This window comes from Nocardia sputi, from assembly GCF_023501985.1.
In genome coordinates this window covers 93,768-113,819 of record NZ_JAMFLC010000003.1, presented here as the reverse complement: position 1 = coordinate 113,819, position 20,052 = coordinate 93,768, and the positions used below count along the sequence as shown (strand labels likewise).

Here is a 20,052-nt window from a genome sequence, read left to right as displayed (position 1 = left end):
AGCCGTCCACGAGCCCTCTGGGCCAACGTCCTCAATTGCCGCGAGGCGCGGTTACCGAACGCCAGCAGTTGTCGTCGTTCGTAACGACGTCGTGTGCCGACTCACGGCGGTCGTCGAGATTCACGGACCACTGATGTTAGGCGACAAACAGTGGCACACCCTCGGCTTAGCAGCGAATGTGTCCACGGCCAACTCGTACCCAAGTTCGGGATCCAACCGGCAGCATCGATCGGGTTGCGCACGACGGTGTTGCGAGAATCAGCGAACAGGCCACGAAAACGTGGAAGGCTCCGGGCGACCCGGATTTTCAGGCCAAGATGGCGAGGGTGCTCGACCTCTACGACCATCCGCCCGCCGACGGCCGCGTGGTCTGCGTGGACGAGTTCGGGCCGCTGAACCTGCAGCCCCGCCCTGGCCGCGGCTGGTTCACCGCCCGACGGCCACGCCGGTTGCGCGCGACCTACCGGCGCACCCAGGGCGTCCGGCACATGTCCGGTGCGTTGCGTTCAGGCCAGTTGTACTACCGGATCCCGGACCGGAAACGGTGGACGGAGTTCCTGGCGTTCCTGAAATCGCTGCGAGCGCGCTGGCCGGGCCGGAAACTGTCTCTGATCTGGGACAACTACTCGGTCCACAAACGCGCTGAGGTCAAGGCGTGGTGCACGGCGAACGCGGTCGAGCTGGTGTTCCTGCCTACCTACTCCTCGTGGCTGAACCGTATCGAGTGCGAGTTCGCCGCGCTGCGGTACTTCGCGCTGTGAACGGCACCGACCACCGCAGCCACGGCGAACAAGACGAGGCGATCAGCACCTACATCCGTTGGCGCAACCAGCACGCCCGACCCGTCCGCGACTTCGCCGTCGGATCCAAGATCCGGCACCCGGATTACCTACCGAACGTTGCCTGACACAGCACTAGGTTCGAGTGGTGCCAGAAATACCGGGGTGGTGAGATCCAACAACTCCACGGTGCTGTCCTGCGCTCGTCGCCGCACCTCCTCGATGGTCCACTCATTCGGAAGCGTGCCCTTGTCCACCACCTGATTCTTGCCGAAGCGACGCCATTCTCCTCGTCCGGGTCGACGAACCGACCCTTGATGAACGCCTCGCCTCCAGTACAGAGGGGCCGGTGCTGCTGACCCTCGAGCCACCTGTCCAGCGCACCGCACCGGACACCCCGAGTCAGGTCGGTAGTTTCCTGATCGCGGGAGAGAAGCCTGTTGGAGGCGGGGCCGAGGCTGGGTACACTCGGCCGCTGTGAACTGGACTGCCGCTGATCAAGCCTTGTTAAGCATGGTGTGGCCAGAGATCCGTCATAGCTGGCGATGAGGTGGTTGATCTCTACGGCAACCCAGCAACCCCTCCGTGTCGCATCCGCACATCGGCTCCTTGAAAGCGATGTTTGAGCGCATATCGCCTGCGCATCGGACTGTTCCACCACACTCCGTTCCCACCGCCGGAGGTGTTCGCTGCCCTGCCCGCCGCAGACGAAATCCTCTGCTCGCTCGCGAAGTTGGATTGGGCTGGTTTTCACACCGATGCCTTCGCCGACAACTTTCGACAAACTCTGGTCGGCCAGCCCGCACTGCCAGCCTTGGGTGTGCATCCGCTGGGTATCGACCGTCCAGCCATCGAAGCACTCGCCCGCAGCCGCGCCTCGCGCATACGACCGAGCCGACACGCATTGGTGCTCTCTGTCGAACGTCTCGACTACACCAAAGCCCCTGTACACAAAGTCGACGCCATAGCGGCGTTGCTCGACCACCGCCCGGACCTGCACGGCCGACTGGTGTTCCGGCTCGTCTGCCCACCACCGGAACCAGGCATTTCCGCATACGACACCACTCGCCGCACTCTCGAGCGACGCACCACCGAGATCAACGACGCCTGGCGTGTCGGCAGTTGGCAACCAATCGACTATATCCCGCATAATCTGCCGCTCCCGGAGGTGATCGACCACTACCTGGCCGCGGACGTGTTCTGGGTAACGTCCCTGCAGGACGGCATGAACCTGACTGCGAAGGAATTCATCGCCGCCCAGTCGGCGGTGACCGGACCCGGCTTCCGCCCCGGGGTGCTGGTGCTGTCCCGCTACGCCGGTGCCGCAACCGAACTCGGCGACGCCGCCCTACTCGCCGACCCGAATTCCCCCGAGGACCTCACCACCACGCTGGCCCGCGCCCTGTCCCTCGACCGCACCGAGCGCCGCACTCGCGCGAAACGTCTGTCCCACCTCTTGGGCCACGACCGGCCCATCGACCGGGCAACCCGCATCATCGCCGCCATCCGCGCCCACACACCCGGCCCGGCCGCAGTGCGGATCACCTGTGGCGCAAGTCAGCGCCATGAGCCGCACCTACTGCCACGACCGAGTGGCCGACCTGGAACCACGGTTGGCACTGGATGACTACGTAGCGCTGCTTATGGAGAACCGGCTGACCGTCGTCGACACCGCTGACCTGTCCGACCGGATGAGCGAACGTGTTCCAGAGCCAGTCGCTGGCCGCTGTCATGCGGATCCGGTAGCCGCGGCAGCGGCGATTGGGACACGACTACATGTGTGCATCACCCCAGTTACTGGGCCGGGGCACTACATGCGGTGCCGAATTATTCGGTATGCCAACGTATTTCGTCCGACTTTGCCGATCTCGATTGAGATATTCGGATATCATCCCCGCATGCTGCCCGGCCTACCCCGGGCCGACCCGAAGCGGCGGTGCGGCTGAGCCCGGCGCCGGCTACCTTCGACTGGCAGTTCAGGAAGGAGAATCTGCATGGATCTCGAATTGACCGGCAAGACAGCAGTTGTCACCGGAGCCAGCCGCGGTATCGGATTGGCCATAGCCGAGGCATTGACTGCCGAAGGCGTGCGGGTCGTCGGTGGCGCCCGCACCATCACACCTGAACTGGAGAAGGTAAGTATCGCTGCGGTGTCAGCTGATCTGAGCACTGCGGAGGGAGCGACGCGGCTGATCGACGGTGCACTCGCCGAGCTCGGCGGTATCGACATCCTGGTCAACAACGTGGGCGCGGGTGATGCGGATCTGCTGGGGCTGGGCGGCTTTCTCGATGTCACCGACGATCAGTGGCGAAATCTGTTCGACCTCAATCTGTTCAGCGCCGTATGGGCCACCCGGGCAGCACTGCCTAGCCTACTGCAACGGCGTGGATCGATCGTGAACATATCCTCGATTTTCGCCCAAACCCCTACTCCCGGCCCAATCGGCTACAGCGAGGCCAAGGCCGCGCTGACTGCCCTCAGCAAACGACTCAGCGACGAGTTCGGCCCGCACGGGGTGCGCGTCAACACCGTATCGCCTGGTGTGGTGGGTAGTCCGCTGTGGCGTGGTCCGGAAAGTTTCGGAACAAACGTCGCTGCGGCACAGGGTATTTCTCATGCCGAACTACTGGAGAACCTCGGTGATATTTTCAATATCGCCTCCGGCCGGATCTCCGAGCCGGAAGAGGTCGCGGCACTGATCGCCTTCCTCGTTTCCGATAAGTCTGCCAATATCGTGGGGGCGGACTTCGTCATCGACGGCGGCACCATCAAGACTGTCTGACACCCGCACGAGCCGACCGAGGCCGGTGCAGCGGCGTCTCTGCTATATGCGCGTGCCCGGTTGCGGGACCAACCGCTCGGCGCCATCCCATGGCCATGCGGCCTTGTCGCTACGGATGAGGGTAGTGCGGTAGCCGTGCTGACCGGCTCGATCTGGCAGATTTGTCGGTGTCCGGCGGAGCGTTGATACACCACGTCATTCGCGGTGGTCCGCGGTGTGTTCTTTTCGGTGTCGCGGCCGCCGCTGGTGTGTCAGTGTCGGTGACGCGGGATCCGTTGAGGGAGTTCGTCTTCGGAGAGTCAGCACGGAGCGTGAGTCGGCGGTTGCCGAGATGGTTGATACCACAGCTGTGGACCCGGTGATTCCGGCATTTCTCCCCGAGCACGCCTAGCCGCTCGATATGCTGGACCTGCACTCGGTCGTGTCAGGACGAGTCCGCTTCTCGGCTGTAATGTCAAGAGAGAAAGAGTGTTCAGGAACATGATCTCTGATTTTCTCGACCGCAAACTCAGCAAGCGCTTCCATGCCTACGACGTGAATGGGGACGGTGTTATCGAGCGTGGCGACTTCGCCCTCGCGGTGGAACGTATGGGACAGGCCTTCGGACGGGAACCCGATGACCCCGAGATGCAGCGGGTCGCGGAGTTGAATTTCGCTGTGTGGGATCGACTGGTCGCTCATTGCGACGCGAACAGCGACGGGAAGGTAAGCGAAGAAGAGTTCAAAGAAGCATCTCTGTCAGGTTCGTTGGAGACGGTCGACTCGTTCGAAGAAGACTACCTTCCCCTGATCAACGCGGCTCTGGACATCGCGGACGCCGATCGTGACGGAAAGCTGACCGCGACCGAGTTCACTCTGTGGGCCGGTTCACTGCTGAACCATTCGCAGCCCGAGATCGATGAAATTCTCCGTCATTTCGATCGCGACGACGACGGACTGATCTCACGAGAGGTCGTCCTCGCCTCGATCCGCGAATACTTCTTCAACGACTCGCCGGACTCGGCGGGAAGCTGGGTGGTCGATCCGTCTCCCGGCCAATAATCCCGAGGATTCCGGGGAAGTCGTTTCCGCCGTTGGGCGGCCTTTTCATCCCTGCGCTCCCGGCGGCCTCCGGGAGCGCAGGGATGATTCTGTATACTCGAAATCTCACTCGCATTGCTCTGGCGCATACCTCATTCCGCGAAAAGTTTCCGAATACAGCTATCGCTGTCACCGCGGCTGTGTGTTATCGGTCTGCAGGCGCTTCCAGCACGGCATCGGCGTTGGCGTGGGGAACTTCCATCGTTTGAGAGGCCGGTGGGGTGGTAGTTCTGCTCCGCAGAAGTTCCCTGCCCAGTTGGTGTGCCAGAGCTGCGGAGTTCGGATGGTCGAACAACGCATTGGTTCCCATGTGTAGGCCGGTGATTCGGTTGAGGCGGTTACGGAGTTCCACAGTGGTGAGCGAGTCGAAGCCGAGGTCTTGGAACTTTTCGTCGGGAGCGACCGTGTGGCCGGCGGGGTATCCCAGCACATCGGCTGCCTGAGTGAGAACCAATTCCAGCACGAGACGGTGTTGTTCCGCCGCGCCGGCTCCTGCCAACCGCCGCGCCCAGGATGATGGGCTGTCGTGGTGTGCTCGCAAGCCGACAGGGAGGCCACGGCGCGGAACGAGGTCGCGCAGCAGCAGTGGTTGCTCGAGATGGGATGAGCGCAAAACGGCCAGATTCCACCGCATCGCGGCTGTCATCGCTCGTGCGCTGCCTCTGGCCGCGTCGAACAGCGTCAAGCCATCGGTGACCGACAGCGCCACCACCCCGCCACGGATGAGACGTTGCTGCCTGATGCGGTCCACCCCGCTACTGATTCGTGAAGGCGGTGCCCACAGGCCCCAGGCCACCGAGCAGGCGGGGAGACCTTCTGCGCGCCGGTGGTAGGCCATGGCGTCGAGGAAAGTGTTGGCGGCGGCGTAGTTTGCTTGGCCCGCGTTGCCGAACAGGCCCGCGCCGGACGAGAACATGATGAATTCCGCCAGGTCCAGGTCGCGGGTGAGCTCGTGCAGGTGGATGGCGGCATCGAGCTTCGGCCGCAGTACCCGCTCCAATTTATCGGTGTCGAGCGATTCGAGTGTCCCGTCGTCCACGGTGCCCGCCGCGTGCACGACAGAACCCAGTGAGGGTATCGACGCCAGTAGTGCGGCGACTTCTTCTCGATCCGAGACATCGCAGGAAACGATGCGGATTTCGGCGCCGACCGCGGCCAGTTCGGTGGCGAGATCAGGTGCGGTTTCGGTCGTCGTTCCGCTCCGGCCGGCCAGTACCAGTCGGCGCATTCCGTGTGCGGTCGCGAGGTGTCGGGCGAGGAGAGTTCCGAGTGTGCCGGTGCCTCCGGTGATGAGCACGGTTCTCTCGGGATTCGGCTCGACCGGGACGGTCAGTACTACCTTGCCGGTGTGCCGGGCATGGCTGACGAATCGCAGTGCCTCACCTGCCTGCCGGATGTCCCAGGCGTGAATCGGCAGCGGGCGGATGGCTCCGTTCTCGATCAGAACGACGAGCTCGGCGAACTTTTCCTCGAGGCGAGCTGGTCCCAGGTCTCCTAGGTCGAAGGGTTGGTAGCTCACTCCGGGATGTTCGGCGGTGACCGTTCGAGGCTCACGGACGTCGGTCTTGCCCATCTCGATGAAGCGCCCGCCCTGGCGGAGCAGACGCAACGAGGCGTCTGTGAATTCCCGAGACAGGGCATTGAGCACTACGTCGACTCCACCCCCAGCGGTGGCGCGGTGGAAGTGTTCTTCGAACTCGAGCGTGCGCGAAGAGGCGATGTGCCGGTCGTCGATGCCCTGCTCGTACAGGGCTTCCCATTTGCCGGGGCTGGCCGTGGCATACGCCTCTGCCCCGATGTGCCGGGCCAGTTGCAGGGCGGCCATGCCCACCCCACCGGCGGCGGAATGGATGAGGACCGATTCCCCGCGCGTCAGGCCCGCCAGGTCCAGCAAGGCGTAGTGGGCCGTCAGGAAGGCGATAGGGAACCCGGCTGCCTGGGCGAATGACCAGCCGGCGGGGATCCGGACCAGGGCCCGGTGGTCGGCATCGACCGATGACGCGAAGCCCCCTGAGACCACGCCCATCACTCGATCGCCCTGGACGAATCCGGTGACCCCGGTACCCACCTCTGTCACCACCCCGGCTACCTCGCGCCCCATCGTGGCCTCGCCCGGGTAGATGTCCAAGGCGATCATCACATCGCGAAAGTTGACGCCTGCCGCTCGCACCGAGATCCGGACCTGGCCCGCTCGAAGCGGACCGTGCGACCGTGATTCGAGGGTCCATCGGTCGAGATCGCCCGGCTCCGTGGGAGCGAGACGCCACGGTGAGCCGTCGGCGGGCCGCCGGAGCTCGTCGGTCGCGGTGTCCGCACGCGCCAACCGAGGCACGTAGAGTGTGTTCGCCCGGAAAGCCGACTGCGGCTGTCCGGACGCGCGAGCCGCTGCCAGCGCTTGGGGTAGGTCGGCGCCCTTCTCCACGTCGAGCAGCAGGATCCGCTCGGGGTTCTCGGTCTGCGCGACCCGGACCAGTCCCCAGATAGGTGCACAGGCAAGGTTTTCCACGCGATCTCCTGAGATGGCGGACACTGCCTCTCGGGTCACTACGACAAGTCGAGTTCCGGCGAAACGATCGTCTGCGAGCCAGGCCTGGAGCAGGTGCAGAATCTGGGCGCTCATGACGTGTGTTCGCCGGATCAGCATGCTGTCCTCTTCCCCACCGACGTACGGAACCAACACGACATCCGGTACGGGGGTCCCCCCGGCCACCGAGAGGACGAACGCTGACCAGTCGGGCGCCGCCACGACCGAGTGTCCGTTCGCTTCGAGCGCCGCGGCCATAGGGAGTCGGTCGGGACCCAGTACGGCGTAGGCACAGTCATCGGACCACGCCCATGCGTCCGGCTCGGGGGCGCGGACCCAGTCGAGCCGGAACAGGGCTTCGGCGGCGGATTGCTTGCCCTCTCCGGCCGGCATCGCCGGCCGCAGAACGAGCGAGGCGACCTCGATGACCGGACTGCCGGCCTCGTCTGTCACGGTGAGGGACAGCTCGATCGAGTCCTTGGTGTCGGTCCTCCCTGGCCGGAGCCTGGCCCGCAGCACGGACGCACCGGGTGCGTACCGATCGACGCCGCTCCACGAGAAGGGCAGCCACAGTTCGGCCGGTCCGTCGGCGAATCGTGCCACTGCGAACCGAGTCGCGTGCAGCACTGTGTCGAGTAGTGCGGGATGTACGCCGAACCCGCTCGGGGGGAGCTCCTCCGGGAGTCTCGCCTCCACATACACGTCCGTTTCCAGCTGCCAGGCGGAGCGTAGGCCACGGAACGCCGGCCCGTAGTCCATCTCACGTTCGGCCAGTTGCCGATAGAGATCGTCGAGTGGGATCGGCACGGCATTCGGTGGGGGCCACGGGGCGTCCCCAGCCCGCAGCCACGCCGACGACTCGGATGGTAGCCCGGTGGCGGGGGCCACGGTACCGGTCGCGTGTCGTGTCCATGAGCCGGGCTCGGCGACATCGGGATCGGCTTCGGGCCGAGCGTAGATGGTCAGCTGCCGGTCCCCGTTCTCGCCTGGCGGACCGACCTCGACTTGGAGCAGCACCTCGCATTCGTCGGGCACCGGCAGCGGGGCGTGCAGGATCAGCTCGTCCAGGCGATTACAGCCGAGTCGTTCGCCGGCGTGTGATGCCAGCTCGAGCAGTGCCGTGCCGGGGAACACCGCAGTGCCTCCGATGGCGTGTTCGGAAAGCCATGGGTCGGTCCTGGGTGTCAGTCGGCCGCTGTAGACGTGCCCGCCCGAACCGGCGAGTTCGACCGGAGCCGTCAACCACGGGTGGTCGGCGACAGCGGGGGTGACGGGGACGGCTCGGCGTCCGACCACCGCTCTCTCGGGCCAGTACCGATGACGCTGGAAGGCGTACGTGGGTAGGTCCACCTGCCGTGGCCGTAGCGCGGCGAAGAGGGTGTCCCAGTGCAGCGTCACACCGTGGATGTGTGCCCGGGCCAGTGCGGTCGTCATGGCCGAGGCCTCGGGCCTGCGGCGGCTCAGGACCGGGCCGAACGACTGTGCCTCGGGCAGGCAATCGCGGACCAGAGCGGTCAGCACGCCATCGGGGCCGACTTCCAGGTATCCGGTCACACCGTCGGCGTTCATCCGGCGCAGCCCATCGTGGAAGCGCACTGTCTCCCGGACGTGCCGAACCCAGTATGCCGGGGAACACGCTTGTTCCGCTGTGAGCGGAGCGCCGGTGACATTCGAGATGAGCGGGATACGGGGCGGGGCATAGGAGAGTTTCTCGGCCACCTGCCGAAATCGCTCGAGCATGCCGCCCATCCGCGGAGAGTGAAAGGCGTGGCCGACTCGCAGCCGCTGCGTCCGACGGCCCGATGCCTCCCAGTACGCGGACTGATCGGCGATTGCCTCCTCATCCCCGGACAGAACCACAGCCCGTGGACCGTTCACCGCGGCGATCGCCAACTCGTGCTCGTGACCGGCCAGTGCCTCGGCGGCTTCTTGCTCGCTCGCCGCCACCGCCAGCATCGCGCCGCCCGCGGGCAACTCCTGCATCAGCCGGCCTCGTGCCGCGACCAGCGCGCAGGTGTCCGCCAGCGAGAGCACGCCCGCGATATGCGCCGCGGCGAGCTCTCCGACAGAGTGGCCGAACAGCACGTCCGGCCGTAAGCCTGCCACCTCGAGGAGACGGAAGAGCGCGAGCTCGCAAGCCAGCAGCGCTGGTTGGGTGAAGTCGGTTCGGGCGAGCAGCGCGGCATCCGGTGACCCCTCGTCGGCGAAGACGACCTCCAACAACGGCCGGTCCAGCAATGGGTCCAGATGCGCGCAAACGGCGTCGAGGGCCTCGGCGAAAACCGCAGAGCGGTCGTACAGTTCCCGGCCCATGCCCGCGCGTTGAGCGCCTTGACCGGTGAACAAAAACGCGATCTTGGGGTCGGGCACGGCGGTGCCGAGGATCACTCCGGGCGTCTCGCGATCCTCGGCGATCGCCTGCATGCCCTCGAGGTAGCCGTCCCGGTCGGCGGCGAGCACCACGGCGCGGTGCGGGAACGCTGTGCGGGTGGTGGCCAACGTGTAGGCCACGTCCACCACCGACAGATCCGGGCGAGAGCGCAGGTGGCCGACGAGCCGATCCGCTTGGGCGCGCCGCGCGAGCGCACCCCGACCGGACACCACCCAGGGCACGGTCCCGGGCTCGGGTGCCGCGACCGGATGCGAGCCGGTGTCACCGACGGGCTCGCGAGCTTCCTCGAGGATTACGTGCGCATTGGTGCCGCTGATCCCGAACGAGGACACCCCGGCGCGGCGTGGCCCTTCGAGTTCCGGCCACGGCCGTGTCTCGGTCAACAGTGACAGCCCGCCCGCCGACCACTCCAGCGGCGCCGGTCGGTCGACGTGCAGCGTCCTGGGCAGCACTCCATGGCGCATGGCCTGTACGGTCTTGATGATTCCGGCGATTCCGGCGGCAGCCACCGTGTGGGTCAGATTCGATTTCACCGATCCGAGCCACAGCGGCCGTTCGGGGGTGCGGTCGCGGCCGTAGACCGCCATGAGTGCCTGTGCCTCGATCGGATCGCCCAGCTTCGTTCCGGTGCCATGGGCCTCGACCATGTCGATGTCGTGCGGTGTCAGGGCGGCGTTGGCCAGCGCCTGGCGGATGACGCGGCGCTGAGCCGGTCCGTGCGGGGCGGTCAACCCGTTGCTCCTGCCGTCCTGATTGACCGCCGTCCCGCGGACGACGGCGAGTACCCGATGGCCGCGTCTGCGGGCGTCGGTCAGCCGCTCGACCAGTAGCATCGCCACCCCTTCGCCCCAGACGGTCCCGTCGGCGCCCGCGGCGAACGCTTTGCATCGCGCGTCCGGCGCCAGGGCGCGTTGCCGACTGAACTGTACGAAGGGTTGCGGAGTGCAGAGGACCGTCACGCCTCCCGCGATGGCCAGCGAGCACTCGCCCGCCCGCAGTGCCTGACCGGCCAGGTGCAACGCGACCAAGGACGACGAGCACGCGGTGTCCACCGTCAGAGCCGGGCCTTCGAAACCGAAGGTGTAGGCCACACGCCCGGAGGCGACCGCGAACGAGTCGGAGGCACCCACGAATCGCCCGGCCGTGTCCGACTGCTGTGTCATCGAGTCGTATCCGAAGGTGCTCATCCCGAGGTATACGCCCGTCGGGGTAGCGCGCAGGGTGGTCGGGTCGATGCGAGCGTGTTCGAGCACCTCCCACGCGGCTTCCAGTACGAGACGCTGCTGTGGGTCCATCGCTACCGCCTCGCGGGGAGAGATACCGAAGAACGCCGCGTCGAACATGTCGGCATCGGCTAGGAAGCCGCCGTGCCGCACGTAGCAGGTGCCCGCGCGGTCCGGGTCCGGGTCGAACAGGTTGTTCAGGTCCCAGCCCCGATTCGTCGGGAAGGGGGACACGGCCGAACGTTCCTCGGTGACCAGGCGCCAGAGGTCGTCGGGGGATGCCACTGCACCGGGCAGCCGACAGCTCATACCGACGATCGCCAGCGGCTCATCGATGGCGGCGGGTGTGGCGTGGAGCGTGGCCTCGGTGATTCCGGATGCCGCCGCGTCCGAGGCCGTCAGTACGGACCGCAGATGCTCGGCCAGCGCTCGTGGCGTCGGATACTCGAAGACGGCGTTCGCCTCTATGGGAACGTCGAGCGCCTCGGCCAGGAGGTTGGCCAGCCGCACGCCGGGCAGCGATCCCAGGCCGGAGTCCCAGAATGCTCTGTCGACCGGGATGGCGGCACGCTTGTTCCCGATCGCTCGGGCGGCCGCGTCGCGGATCAGCTCGATGAGCCGCCGTTCGCCGTCGACGGAGCCGGATTCGAAGTCGGTGAGATACAGACGATCTGAGGGCACGAGCGGCTCGTCGCTACGGTTCAACGCGCACTCCCTTGGTGGGCCGGTACATCACCGATCTGTTACAGCGTTCGCTGACAAAGACTCTCGAATCACGCGATCGGGCCCTCGGACCCGCATCGCCATAGAAGAATGACTGATATCGTATCGCGTTGCCGAGTCGAATACCGTTGGTATCGAGAGGGTTTCATATGCCAAGTTTTCCGGAACCGGTGCTGGAAACGCCCATCGGAGAGACGCCCGACACCGCCGAGTTCTTGGCCGCCGCCATGCGCTGGCACTTCGGGCCGGAGACCGGCTCGACCTTCTGGCTTCAGCGCGCCGCGACCCTCGGCTTCGACCCGGTGCGCGATGTGCGGTCCCTCACCGATCTTCGACTCTTTCCCAATGTCGTCGACGAACTGCGCACGGTGCCGGTGGAGCATCTGATCCCACGTGGATACGGCGGAGGCGTCTCGGTCTTCGGTGTCTACGAGAGCGGGGGCACCACGGGCAGCCCCAAACGCCTGCCCTTCCTCGCCGACTGGATGGACCGCGTCATCACCTGGGCGATGCGGGACATGGACGCACGAGACCACCCGCGTAACGTCAACTGGCTGACACTGGTTCCGAGCGGGCCGCAACTGTTCGGCGACTGGACTGCGGAACTGGTCCGCCGCCGGGGCGGGGTCCGTTTCTGCATCAACATGGATCCTCGTTGGGTGAAGAGGACGATCGGCGCAGGCGAGACCGATATCGCGGATCGGTACGTCGATCATCTGATCGCTCAGAGTGCGCACATCCTGCGCAGTCAGCAGGTCGGGGTACTGGTATCCACGCCTCCCCTGCTGGAGCGCCTGTGCCGCGACGAGGAACTGGTCGATCTGATCAACGCCAAGGTGCGGCTGATCGTCTGGGGCGGAGCGCGAATGGATCCGGACACCCGCCGGGTACTGCGCACCGACGTGTTCCCCGGCGTGGAACTGTACGGCTACTACGGCAACGTCACTATGCTCGGCACCACGATCGAACGCCCCGGTTCCGATGACGCGCGGTGTATATTCGACACCTTCTCGCCGCACATCGTGCTCTCGGTCGTCGATACCGCTACCGGAGAGCCTGTCGCCTACGGCGAGCACGGCCAAGTGATCGTGAACCATATCAGCCGGGCCATGTTGCTGCCCAACAACTCAGAGCGCGATCTGGCCATCCGGATCGAGCCGCCGGTTGGACAACTCGGTGACTCCGTTGCCGACATCACCTCGATGACCTCCTTCGCCGGGGAAACGGTCATCGAGGGAGTGTATTGATGGCCGCCCCGGCGCAACTCGACGTGCTCGGTCCACGGGGTGCGTTCCGCGCCCTCACCCGCCATACGCTCGAAGACGTGACCGGCACACCGGCGGCGGAGCTGAGCCTGGCTCCGCCGGTGTTCGTGAGTCGCGCTCTCACCGCCCTACGCCGAGCGCCCACCCCGCCGCGGCGCGAGCGAATGGCCGCGCTGGCCCGCGCGGGTCACCTGTTCGCGGAGGCCTCTCTGGGCGGATTGTCACCTGAGGATTACCAGTACCTGGTCTGCAGGGTCAGTGGAGTACCCGCCGCGGTGGTGCGACGCGCGACGCGGTGGATCGAGAGCTGCGCCGTGGGAGCGGACCGTGCCGCGGCGGATGCGTGTCCCCGCGCGGCGGCGGGAGAGGATTCCGCCATCCGTTCCGGCTCGGAGCCGGAAACCCGGCACATCAGGTGGGCCCGGCGCGGCGATGTCCTGGCGGTCGGTGCGGCAGGCAATCACCCTGCGGTGCAATCGCAGTGGCTGGATGCGCTGGCACTCGGTTATCGGGTCGCCGTGCGGCCCTCGTGGCACGAGCCGTTCACCCCGCACCGGCTGGTTGCCGCGTTGCGGGCGGCCGGGTTCGGCGCCGACCAGGTGATGCTGCTGCCGACCGACCAGGAGGGCGTCGATGCCCTGATCGGCGGCGCGGACCTGGCCGTGGTGTACGGCCGTGACATGGTCGGTCGGTACGCGGCGGACCGTACGGTGGCCACGCACGCGGCCGGAAGGTCGAAGATCCTGCTCACCGGTGAGGACTGGCGCGACCATCTGGACATGGTGGCGTACTCCGTAAGTCATGACGGTGGCACCGCGTGCGTGAACGCGACGGCGGTCTTCGTCGAGGGTGATCCCGCGCCCTTCGCCGAAGCCCTCGCCACGCGGCTGGCGGAGCTGCCGAGTTCGCCGCCGGAGGACGATCGGGCCGTGCTGCCCGTACGCCGGCTCGAGGAGGCGCGGGTGATCGAGAAATACCTGCTGCGCCACGCGCAGAGCGTCCGGACATGGCTCGGCGATGACGGGATCGTGGATCCGTTGGGCGACGGCAGCGCTGTGCTGCGCCCGGCGGTGTTCCAGCTGGACCGGGCCGACGCCCCCCAGGCCAACCTGGAGCTGCCCTTCCCGTGTGTCTGGGTCGCCCCATGGTCGCCGTCGGACGGTCTGGCGCCCCTGCGGGACACCCTTGTGCTCACAGTGGTCACTTGCGACGACGCCCTCATCGATCGCCTGGTGGCCGAGCCGTCGATCGGCAATGTCCATGTCGGTAACCATCCGACGTGCGCGATGGAGCCGGGGCATCCGCAAGACGGGTACCTCGCCGAATTCCTCATGCGCAGCAAGACGATAGTGCAACGAAAGAGGTGATCGCCTGACCGAAAGGAGTTCTCGGTGGACACACGCCGCTTGGGTAGCTTGACCGTTGGTGCTCAGGGCCTTGGTTGCGCGGGGATGAGCGAGTTCTACGGAGTCACCGACGACGACGAGTCGGCGGCGACCATCCACCGCGCATTGGATCTCGGTGTCACACTCCTCGATACCGCCGACATCTACGGCAGGGGCGCCAACGAGGAGTTGATCGGCCGGGTGATCGCCGGGCGTCGCGACGAGGTGATGATCGCGACGAAGTTCGGTCTTGTCCGCGCCGACGACGGATACGCCAGAACTGTGCGCGGAGACGCTCGTCATGTGCGACATGCGTGCGAGGATTCGCTACGACGCCTCCGCGTGGACCATATCGATCTGTACTACCAACACCGCGTGGATCCGACGGTACCGATTGAAGAAACCGTTGCCGCAATGGCGGAGTTGGTGACCCAGGGCAAGGTCCGCGAGCTGGGCCTGTCCGAGGCCGGGACGGCGACCATTCGGCGAGCGCACGCGATCCATCCGATTGCCGCCGTGCAGTGCGAGTGGTCACTGTGGACCCGCGATCTCGAGCACGACGGCGTCCTGAGCACGTGCCGGGAACTCGGCGTCGGCCTGGTAGCGGCCTCTCCGCTCGGTCGCGGCTTCCTGACCGGGCGGTTCACCTCGGCCGCGGACTTCGGGCCGCTGGACTTCCGAAGGATCACGCAACCGAGGTTCGCCGACGGGAATCTGGAACGCAACCTACCGATCACGGCCCGATTGCGGGCGCTCGCCGACCGGTATGGCATGACCATGGCTCAGCTGGCGCTGTCATGGGTGCATCACCGAGGCCAGGACGTGGTGGCGATTCCCGGAACCAAGCGCCGATCCTATTTGGAGGAGAACGTTGATGCGGCCGGGCTAGTCCTGTCCGCTGCGGATCTCGCCGCGATCGAGGGCGCGGTACCCAGGTCCATGGTCGTCGGGGAGCGTTGCGATCCCGCGATGGCCCGTCAACTGGGCCTGTGACGCCGGCCGGTCACGCTGTCTCCCTGCGGTCGGCGCGGCATGGGCCGAAACCCACCAGCAGCGAGTCCAAGGACCGGACGGACAAGTTCTCCCTCCACCGGATCTCCTCACCGGCGAGCAGGACAACGGGCGCGACCCGGCACAGCTCCTCGAGCACGATCTCTGCCTCCATTTGTGCGAGCGTGGAGCCAGGGCAGGTGTGGATCGAATGACCGAACGCGAGGTGACGGTCGCTACCGCGTCCGATATCGAAGCGATCCGGTTCCGGGAAGGCCGAGGGATCACGGTTGGCCGCGCCGGCGTGGAAGTAGATGAGGCTGCCCTTGCCGATCCGTGTGCCCCGCAGCGTCAACTCCGCCGTGGCCATGCGGGAGATCCGCTGGACCGGGCTCTCGAATCGGAGGACTTCCTTGACCGCGTTGCGGATTCCGCTCGGGTCTCGACGCAATTGTTCGAATTGCTCCGGATGCCGCAGCAGCAGCAGTATTCCGTTGCCGATCAGATTGCTCGTGGTCTCGAATCCGGCGAAGACCATCATCAGGCAGACTGCGACGATGTCGTCGTCGCTCAGCGATGGGTCGTCGACCAAAGCGCTCAATAGATCCGCGCGCTGTTCCCCGCGCCGGGCGCGCACCAGTGGGCGCAGCAGGTCGGTCGTCTGCCGAACGGTGTCCATCGCGGCCTCCGCCCGAGGCAGATAGGCATGGGGCGCCGCCCCGAAGAAATCGACGATGTCGACAGCGCACCGCTTGAGCAACTCGACCATGTTGTCGGGTACGCCGAGGATCCTCGATGTGACGTACAACGGAAGCGGCAGGGCCAGATCCGCGATGACGTCCATGCCGCCGCGTTCCACCGCCCCACGCAGAATGGTCCGCGCGGTATCGCGTATCAGCGGTTGGAAACCGGCGACGATCGTCGGTCTCATCGCACGCGTGACCGGCGTGCGCAACCGCGCGTGCTCATGGCGGTCCAACATCAGCGGCCAACGGCGCAGCACCAGGGACAGCGGCTCGAACCGGTCCCGCTGCTCCGCGGGGAACTGCGCGAGGCGTGGGCTGATCCGGTCCGCGGAGATCGCCGGATGGGCCAACCCGAAGCGCACATCCTCATACCGAGTGACCACCCAAGCATGGAGCTGCTCGCTGAATGTCACCGGCCGGTTCTCGCGCAACCTGCCGAGTACAGGGTATGGATCGGTTCGGGCCTGAGTGCTGAGCAGATCATACGCGGCCTCCGCCATGGTTTTCCTCCTCGAGATCAAGTCCAGGAGGAGGCCGCTGGTACGGCTCTCACGCCTGCCATCAGGTAGTCGTAGTCGACGCGGACCGACGAGGAGGGCACCCCGAGCAGCGCGACGATCCGGGTGTCGTCATACCGGCGACGGTGGCTCAGCATTCCCGAAGTGGGTGTTCTGTCGAGGAACGCTTCCAGCGCGGTCCGCTCGGTGGGCGGTGCCGCTCCGATCACCAGCCGCAGCGGAGCCAGCGCCTCCATGACGTCCATCAACACCCGCACCGGGACGTCATGGCCGTGCACGACGTGGTATGTCTCCACCCGGCCGGTGTGCTCGAGGTCGGTCAACCGCGCCATGACCTGCGCGGCCCGCTCCACCGGCACGAAGTTCAGGTGCGCCTGGGGATGACCGATGGCGCGCACGACCGTTCGGGATGCCCCGCACGTTGTCGGGCAGAAGCGCCCGACGGCCGCCCGGATGGTCCGACCCAGAGGCAACAGGGGATGCGGCGGTAGACCCGCCTGCGGGGGGCGGTTCGTCACCAATATGCTGGGCCGCACCACAACAGCTGGCCGACCGTAGCGGCGGGACCACGTTCGTATCAGTGTTTCCGCCTCGAATTTCGTCTGCTCGTACGCGTTCTCGAAACCGGCCGTCCCGTCCAGTTCCGACTCGTACACCACGCCATCGCGTCGTGCGCCGGCTACGAATGCGGTGCTGACGTGGCACAGCAGGGGTTGGCGTTCCCCGGCGGACACCAGATCGAGTACGTGGCGGGTGCCGGCGACATTGACCGGGCGGAGCGCACTCAGATCGTCGTGCATTTTGATGCTTGCGGCGCTGTGCCATACGACGTCGATCGCATCGGCCAAGTCGCGGAACGCCGCGGGGGAAAGACCGAGGCGTGGCAACGACACGTCCGACTCGACTATGCGCATCCGGTGGGGCAGCGCATCGATCAGGCTACGCGGTTCCCCCACGAGCTGGAGGAATCGCGTGATGCGATCCAGCGCGGCTGGATCGCGAGCCAACACGACGAGGTCGTGATTACGAGCAAGTAGCTCGCGAACGAGGTGAAGACCGAGAAAGCCGGTCGCACCGGTTATGGCGACAGAAGACATGTCGACCTCCGCTGACAGCAAGAGCAATGTAAGACTACAGGCTCATCCGATACATGTCCTTCATTGGCGCACAACGGAATAGGACGAAAGTTCGCGCAGTCACCGTCGTCCACCTCGGCGGGCCCCCGGCCCGTGGCGGCCAGGGTCCGTGATCGCCCTGTGTGTCGTCGAGGTCACGTCGCAGACGGCTTCGGACCGACATGACCGGCGGCGAGCAAATGTCGCAAGTGTTCCGAAAACAACACCGGCGGACCCGCCATCCCGACCGGCCGGGTTACAGCATCAACCTTCCTGGACGCGGCACTAGCACCGCTGGATCAGGGCCCGACCTCTCGCGACTTCCGTGGCGCATCATTGTTGCGTCTGATGCAACCGCAAAGTACCGACCGCCTGTCGGACTAACACGCCGCAGGGCGGGCAACTGATAAACAGGATTCAGGTCATAAGATCAGCGTGCATATCCATTGACGCGCCGTGAGCGGAGGAACGATGGGTGCCGAACCGCAGCAACAAGCCGGGGAGGGGGCGCAACGTGATTCACCTGAGGAGCTGGACACCTCGCCGGGGCCACCCTCTGGCCATGGGGCCGTTTCGGAGGCCGGTTCAAGGCCGGCGCCGGAGGTTGGGACTGCCCCGAGTTCGGTTGACTCGCGGGTGTGGTGTTTCAGGCCGCGAGCGCGGGCTGGTTTATTGTCTCAAACTCGATCGGCGTCAGGCGGCCGAGTGTGCGTTGCCGCCGTTTTCGGTGGTAGGTCTTCTCGATCCAGACCACGATCGCCAACCGCAGTTCGGCCCGGGTTGCCCAGCGCTGCCGGTCGAGAACATTCTTCTGTAGGAGCGCGAAGAACGACTCCATCGCCGCGTTGTCACCACACGCGCCGACTCGGCCCATTGACCCTCGTAACCCGTTGACCGACAACGCATTGACGAATTTCCGAGAGCGGAACTGACTGCCCCTGTCCGAATGCACGATCGTCGCGGTCGGCGAGCGGAACGCGACCGCGTGACGCAGCGCCGAGGTCGCCAGCGACGCTTTCATCCGGGAATCGATCGAATAGCCGACGATCCGGTTGGAGAACACGTCCTTGATCGCACATAGATAGAGCTTGCCCTCGCTGGTGGCATGCTCGGTAATATCGGTCAGCCACACCGCATTCGGGACATCAGCGGTGAACTTGCGGTCGACAAGGTCGTCGTGGACCGGCGGGCCGGCCTTCCGGTTCAACCCGCGCTTCTTGGCGAATACGCTCCAGATCTGCTGCTGAGAGCATAATCGAGCGACTCGGTTCTCGCCCGCGTGGATGCCGCTGGCGGGCAGTTCGTCGGCGATGAACCGGTAACCGAACGCCGGGTCATCGGCATGGATGTCGTAGGCGGCGTTGATCAGATGCGCATCGTCCCAATCACGTTGCGAGACACGATTCTTCTTCCATTTGAAGAATGCTTGGGTGGAGAATCCGAGCACCCGACAGGTCACCGCGACAGGGATCTTGTCGGCGGCCAGGTCCAGGACCAGCGGGTACATCATTTTGGGTTGACGTCGCGGGAGAAATAGGCGACCGCGCGGCGCATGACCTCGGCTTCTTGTTCCAGTTGCCGGATTCGTTTGCGGGCCTCGCGTAACTCGGCCGACTCATCGGCAGTGGCGCCGGGGCGGTGTCCGTCCTCAATATCAGCTTGCCTGACCCAGTTCTTTACGCAGCTCTGCGAGATCCCGAAGTCCTTCGCTATTTGGGTCAACGGGATCTCGCCCTTACGGGCGACCGCGACAACATCGCGGCGGAACTCCTCGGGATAGGGCTTGGGCATGGTGGTCATCCTTCCACCGCGAGGACGCATCCTCACAGATCAGGAGTCAACCAAACCGGGGGCAGTCCCGTTGGGTCTCGTAGTGGGCGGTATGCGCTGATTACAGCGCTGGTCACTGCCGTGATCTCGAGCTTTGTTTCTGCGGGTGCAGCTGTCTACGTGAGTATCAACGAGTCGAACCGAAGTAGTCAGCTGGCCGCATCCGAGGCGGCAAGGGAGAGTCGCCAGAAGTTGTACCGAGAGTTCCTCAGCACTCTGAACCGCTATGAGGCAGCATTGTCCGAAACCAGCCATTTGCTGATCGAGCCGACCACTTCACCAGATCTCCAAATCGAGAAGCTGGGGGAGGTCGGCAAGACCCAGATTCTGTTCGTAGACGCTTTGAACACCGTATGGATGACGGGAAGTCATGACATGTTTATGATCGCGGACCGATTTGTGACCCGTATCGCCGTTTTTAGCAGCGATCACTATGGCCCCTTCGTTAGTCGGTACATATCAAAAAACACCTACCCCACTTGGGGCGATGATGAGTGGCGAAAAGCCACATCTTCTCTGGGGAAAGCGGCTCTGGACTTCCTCGCAGACCTTGGAGAGATCACCAGCGACTTCCTGAAACAGGCGCGAAAGGACCTCGCTTGAGCGCCCCGACTGGGAGTGCAACGACTGCAACTGGCCGGAACCGGGCGAAGCTGTCGGCCACTGATCTACTACCTGCTGGCTAACCGCTTCGCAAAG

13 protein-coding genes are annotated in these 20,052 nt (G+C 65.4%); 9 read left to right on the top strand and 4 right to left on the bottom strand.

What is annotated here, in order from left to right:
* Positions 1 to 317 precede the first annotated feature (317 nt).
* The 5 genes from M8859_RS05370 to M8859_RS05350 all read left to right on the top strand — a co-directional run bounded on the left by M8859_RS05370 (position 318) and on the right by M8859_RS05350 (position 4,603).
* A complete protein-coding gene (locus M8859_RS05370; RefSeq protein ID WP_236565508.1) occupies positions 318 to 761 on the top strand; it encodes an IS630 family transposase in 444 nt (147 codons plus the stop codon).
* Positions 758 to 907 (top strand): hypothetical protein, encoded by a 150-nt coding sequence (locus tag M8859_RS05365; RefSeq protein ID WP_223514302.1) that lies wholly within the window; start codon positions 758 to 760, stop codon positions 905 to 907. The genes M8859_RS05370 and M8859_RS05365 overlap by 4 nt, the downstream gene beginning before the upstream one ends.
* A 494-nt stretch (positions 908 to 1,401) precedes the next feature.
* Positions 1,402 to 2,406, top strand: coding sequence for a trehalose-6-phosphate synthase (locus tag M8859_RS05360; RefSeq protein ID WP_195071100.1), 1,005 nt, complete (start codon positions 1,402 to 1,404; stop codon positions 2,404 to 2,406).
* A gap of 367 nt (positions 2,407 to 2,773) precedes the next feature.
* Entirely contained in the window at positions 2,774 to 3,562 is a 789-nt protein-coding gene (locus M8859_RS05355; RefSeq protein ID WP_159925788.1) for an oxidoreductase, read from the top strand.
* A 480-nt stretch (positions 3,563 to 4,042) separates the two neighbouring features.
* Positions 4,043 to 4,603 carry an EF-hand domain-containing protein gene (locus tag M8859_RS05350; protein ID WP_195071099.1) on the top strand — a complete coding sequence of 187 codons (561 nt, stop codon included), beginning with the start codon at positions 4,043 to 4,045 and terminating at the stop codon, positions 4,601 to 4,603.
* Between the two features lie 184 nt (positions 4,604 to 4,787).
* On the opposite strand, the gene M8859_RS05345 is transcribed toward M8859_RS05350, so the two are convergent.
* Positions 4,788 to 11,462, bottom strand: a complete 6,675-nt coding sequence (locus M8859_RS05345) for a type I polyketide synthase (RefSeq protein WP_249643939.1) — start codon at positions 11,460 to 11,462, stop codon at positions 4,788 to 4,790.
* A gap of 191 nt (positions 11,463 to 11,653) precedes the next feature.
* On the opposite strand from M8859_RS05345, the gene M8859_RS05340 reads away from it, so the two are divergent.
* Genes M8859_RS05340 through M8859_RS05330 form a run of 3 tightly spaced genes read left to right on the top strand, consistent with a single transcriptional unit; the run spans position 11,654 to position 15,147 of the window.
* Positions 11,654 to 12,751 carry an AMP-binding protein gene (locus M8859_RS05340; protein WP_159925782.1) on the top strand — a complete coding sequence of 366 codons (1,098 nt, stop codon included), beginning with the start codon at positions 11,654 to 11,656 and terminating at the stop codon, positions 12,749 to 12,751.
* Positions 12,751 to 14,136, top strand: coding sequence for an aldehyde dehydrogenase family protein (locus M8859_RS05335; protein ID WP_159925780.1), 1,386 nt, complete (start codon positions 12,751 to 12,753; stop codon positions 14,134 to 14,136). Before M8859_RS05340 ends, M8859_RS05335 begins: the two co-directional genes overlap by 1 nt.
* 24 nt (positions 14,137 to 14,160) lie before the next feature.
* The gene (locus M8859_RS05330) at positions 14,161 to 15,147 is read left to right on the top strand and encodes an aldo/keto reductase (RefSeq protein WP_255466201.1); all 987 of its coding nucleotides are present in this window, start codon (positions 14,161 to 14,163) and stop codon (positions 15,145 to 15,147) included.
* Between the two features lie 10 nt (positions 15,148 to 15,157).
* Here M8859_RS05330 and M8859_RS05325 read toward each other — a convergent pair whose 3' ends face one another.
* From M8859_RS05325 to M8859_RS05315, 3 genes are all read right to left on the bottom strand, one after another.
* Positions 15,158 to 16,390 (bottom strand): cytochrome P450, encoded by a 1,233-nt coding sequence (locus M8859_RS05325; RefSeq protein WP_159925776.1) that lies wholly within the window; start codon positions 16,388 to 16,390, stop codon positions 15,158 to 15,160.
* A gap of 17 nt (positions 16,391 to 16,407) precedes the next feature.
* The gene (locus M8859_RS05320; protein ID WP_159925774.1) at positions 16,408 to 17,505 is read right to left on the bottom strand and encodes an SDR family oxidoreductase; all 1,098 of its coding nucleotides are present in this window, start codon (positions 17,503 to 17,505) and stop codon (positions 16,408 to 16,410) included.
* A gap of 664 nt (positions 17,506 to 18,169) precedes the next feature.
* Positions 18,170 to 19,314 (bottom strand): IS3 family transposase gene (locus tag M8859_RS05315; RefSeq protein ID WP_249644009.1). Its coding sequence is split into 2 segments (ribosomal slippage): positions 18,170 to 19,035 and positions 19,035 to 19,314, totalling 1,146 coding nucleotides; the frame shifts between segments, so codons are not numbered across the junction.
* Between the two features lie 159 nt (positions 19,315 to 19,473).
* Here M8859_RS05315 and M8859_RS05310 point away from each other — a divergent pair.
* A complete protein-coding gene (locus tag M8859_RS05310; protein WP_249643938.1) occupies positions 19,474 to 19,956 on the top strand; it encodes a hypothetical protein in 483 nt (160 codons plus the stop codon).
* The last annotated feature ends 96 nt before the right edge of the window (positions 19,957 to 20,052 follow it).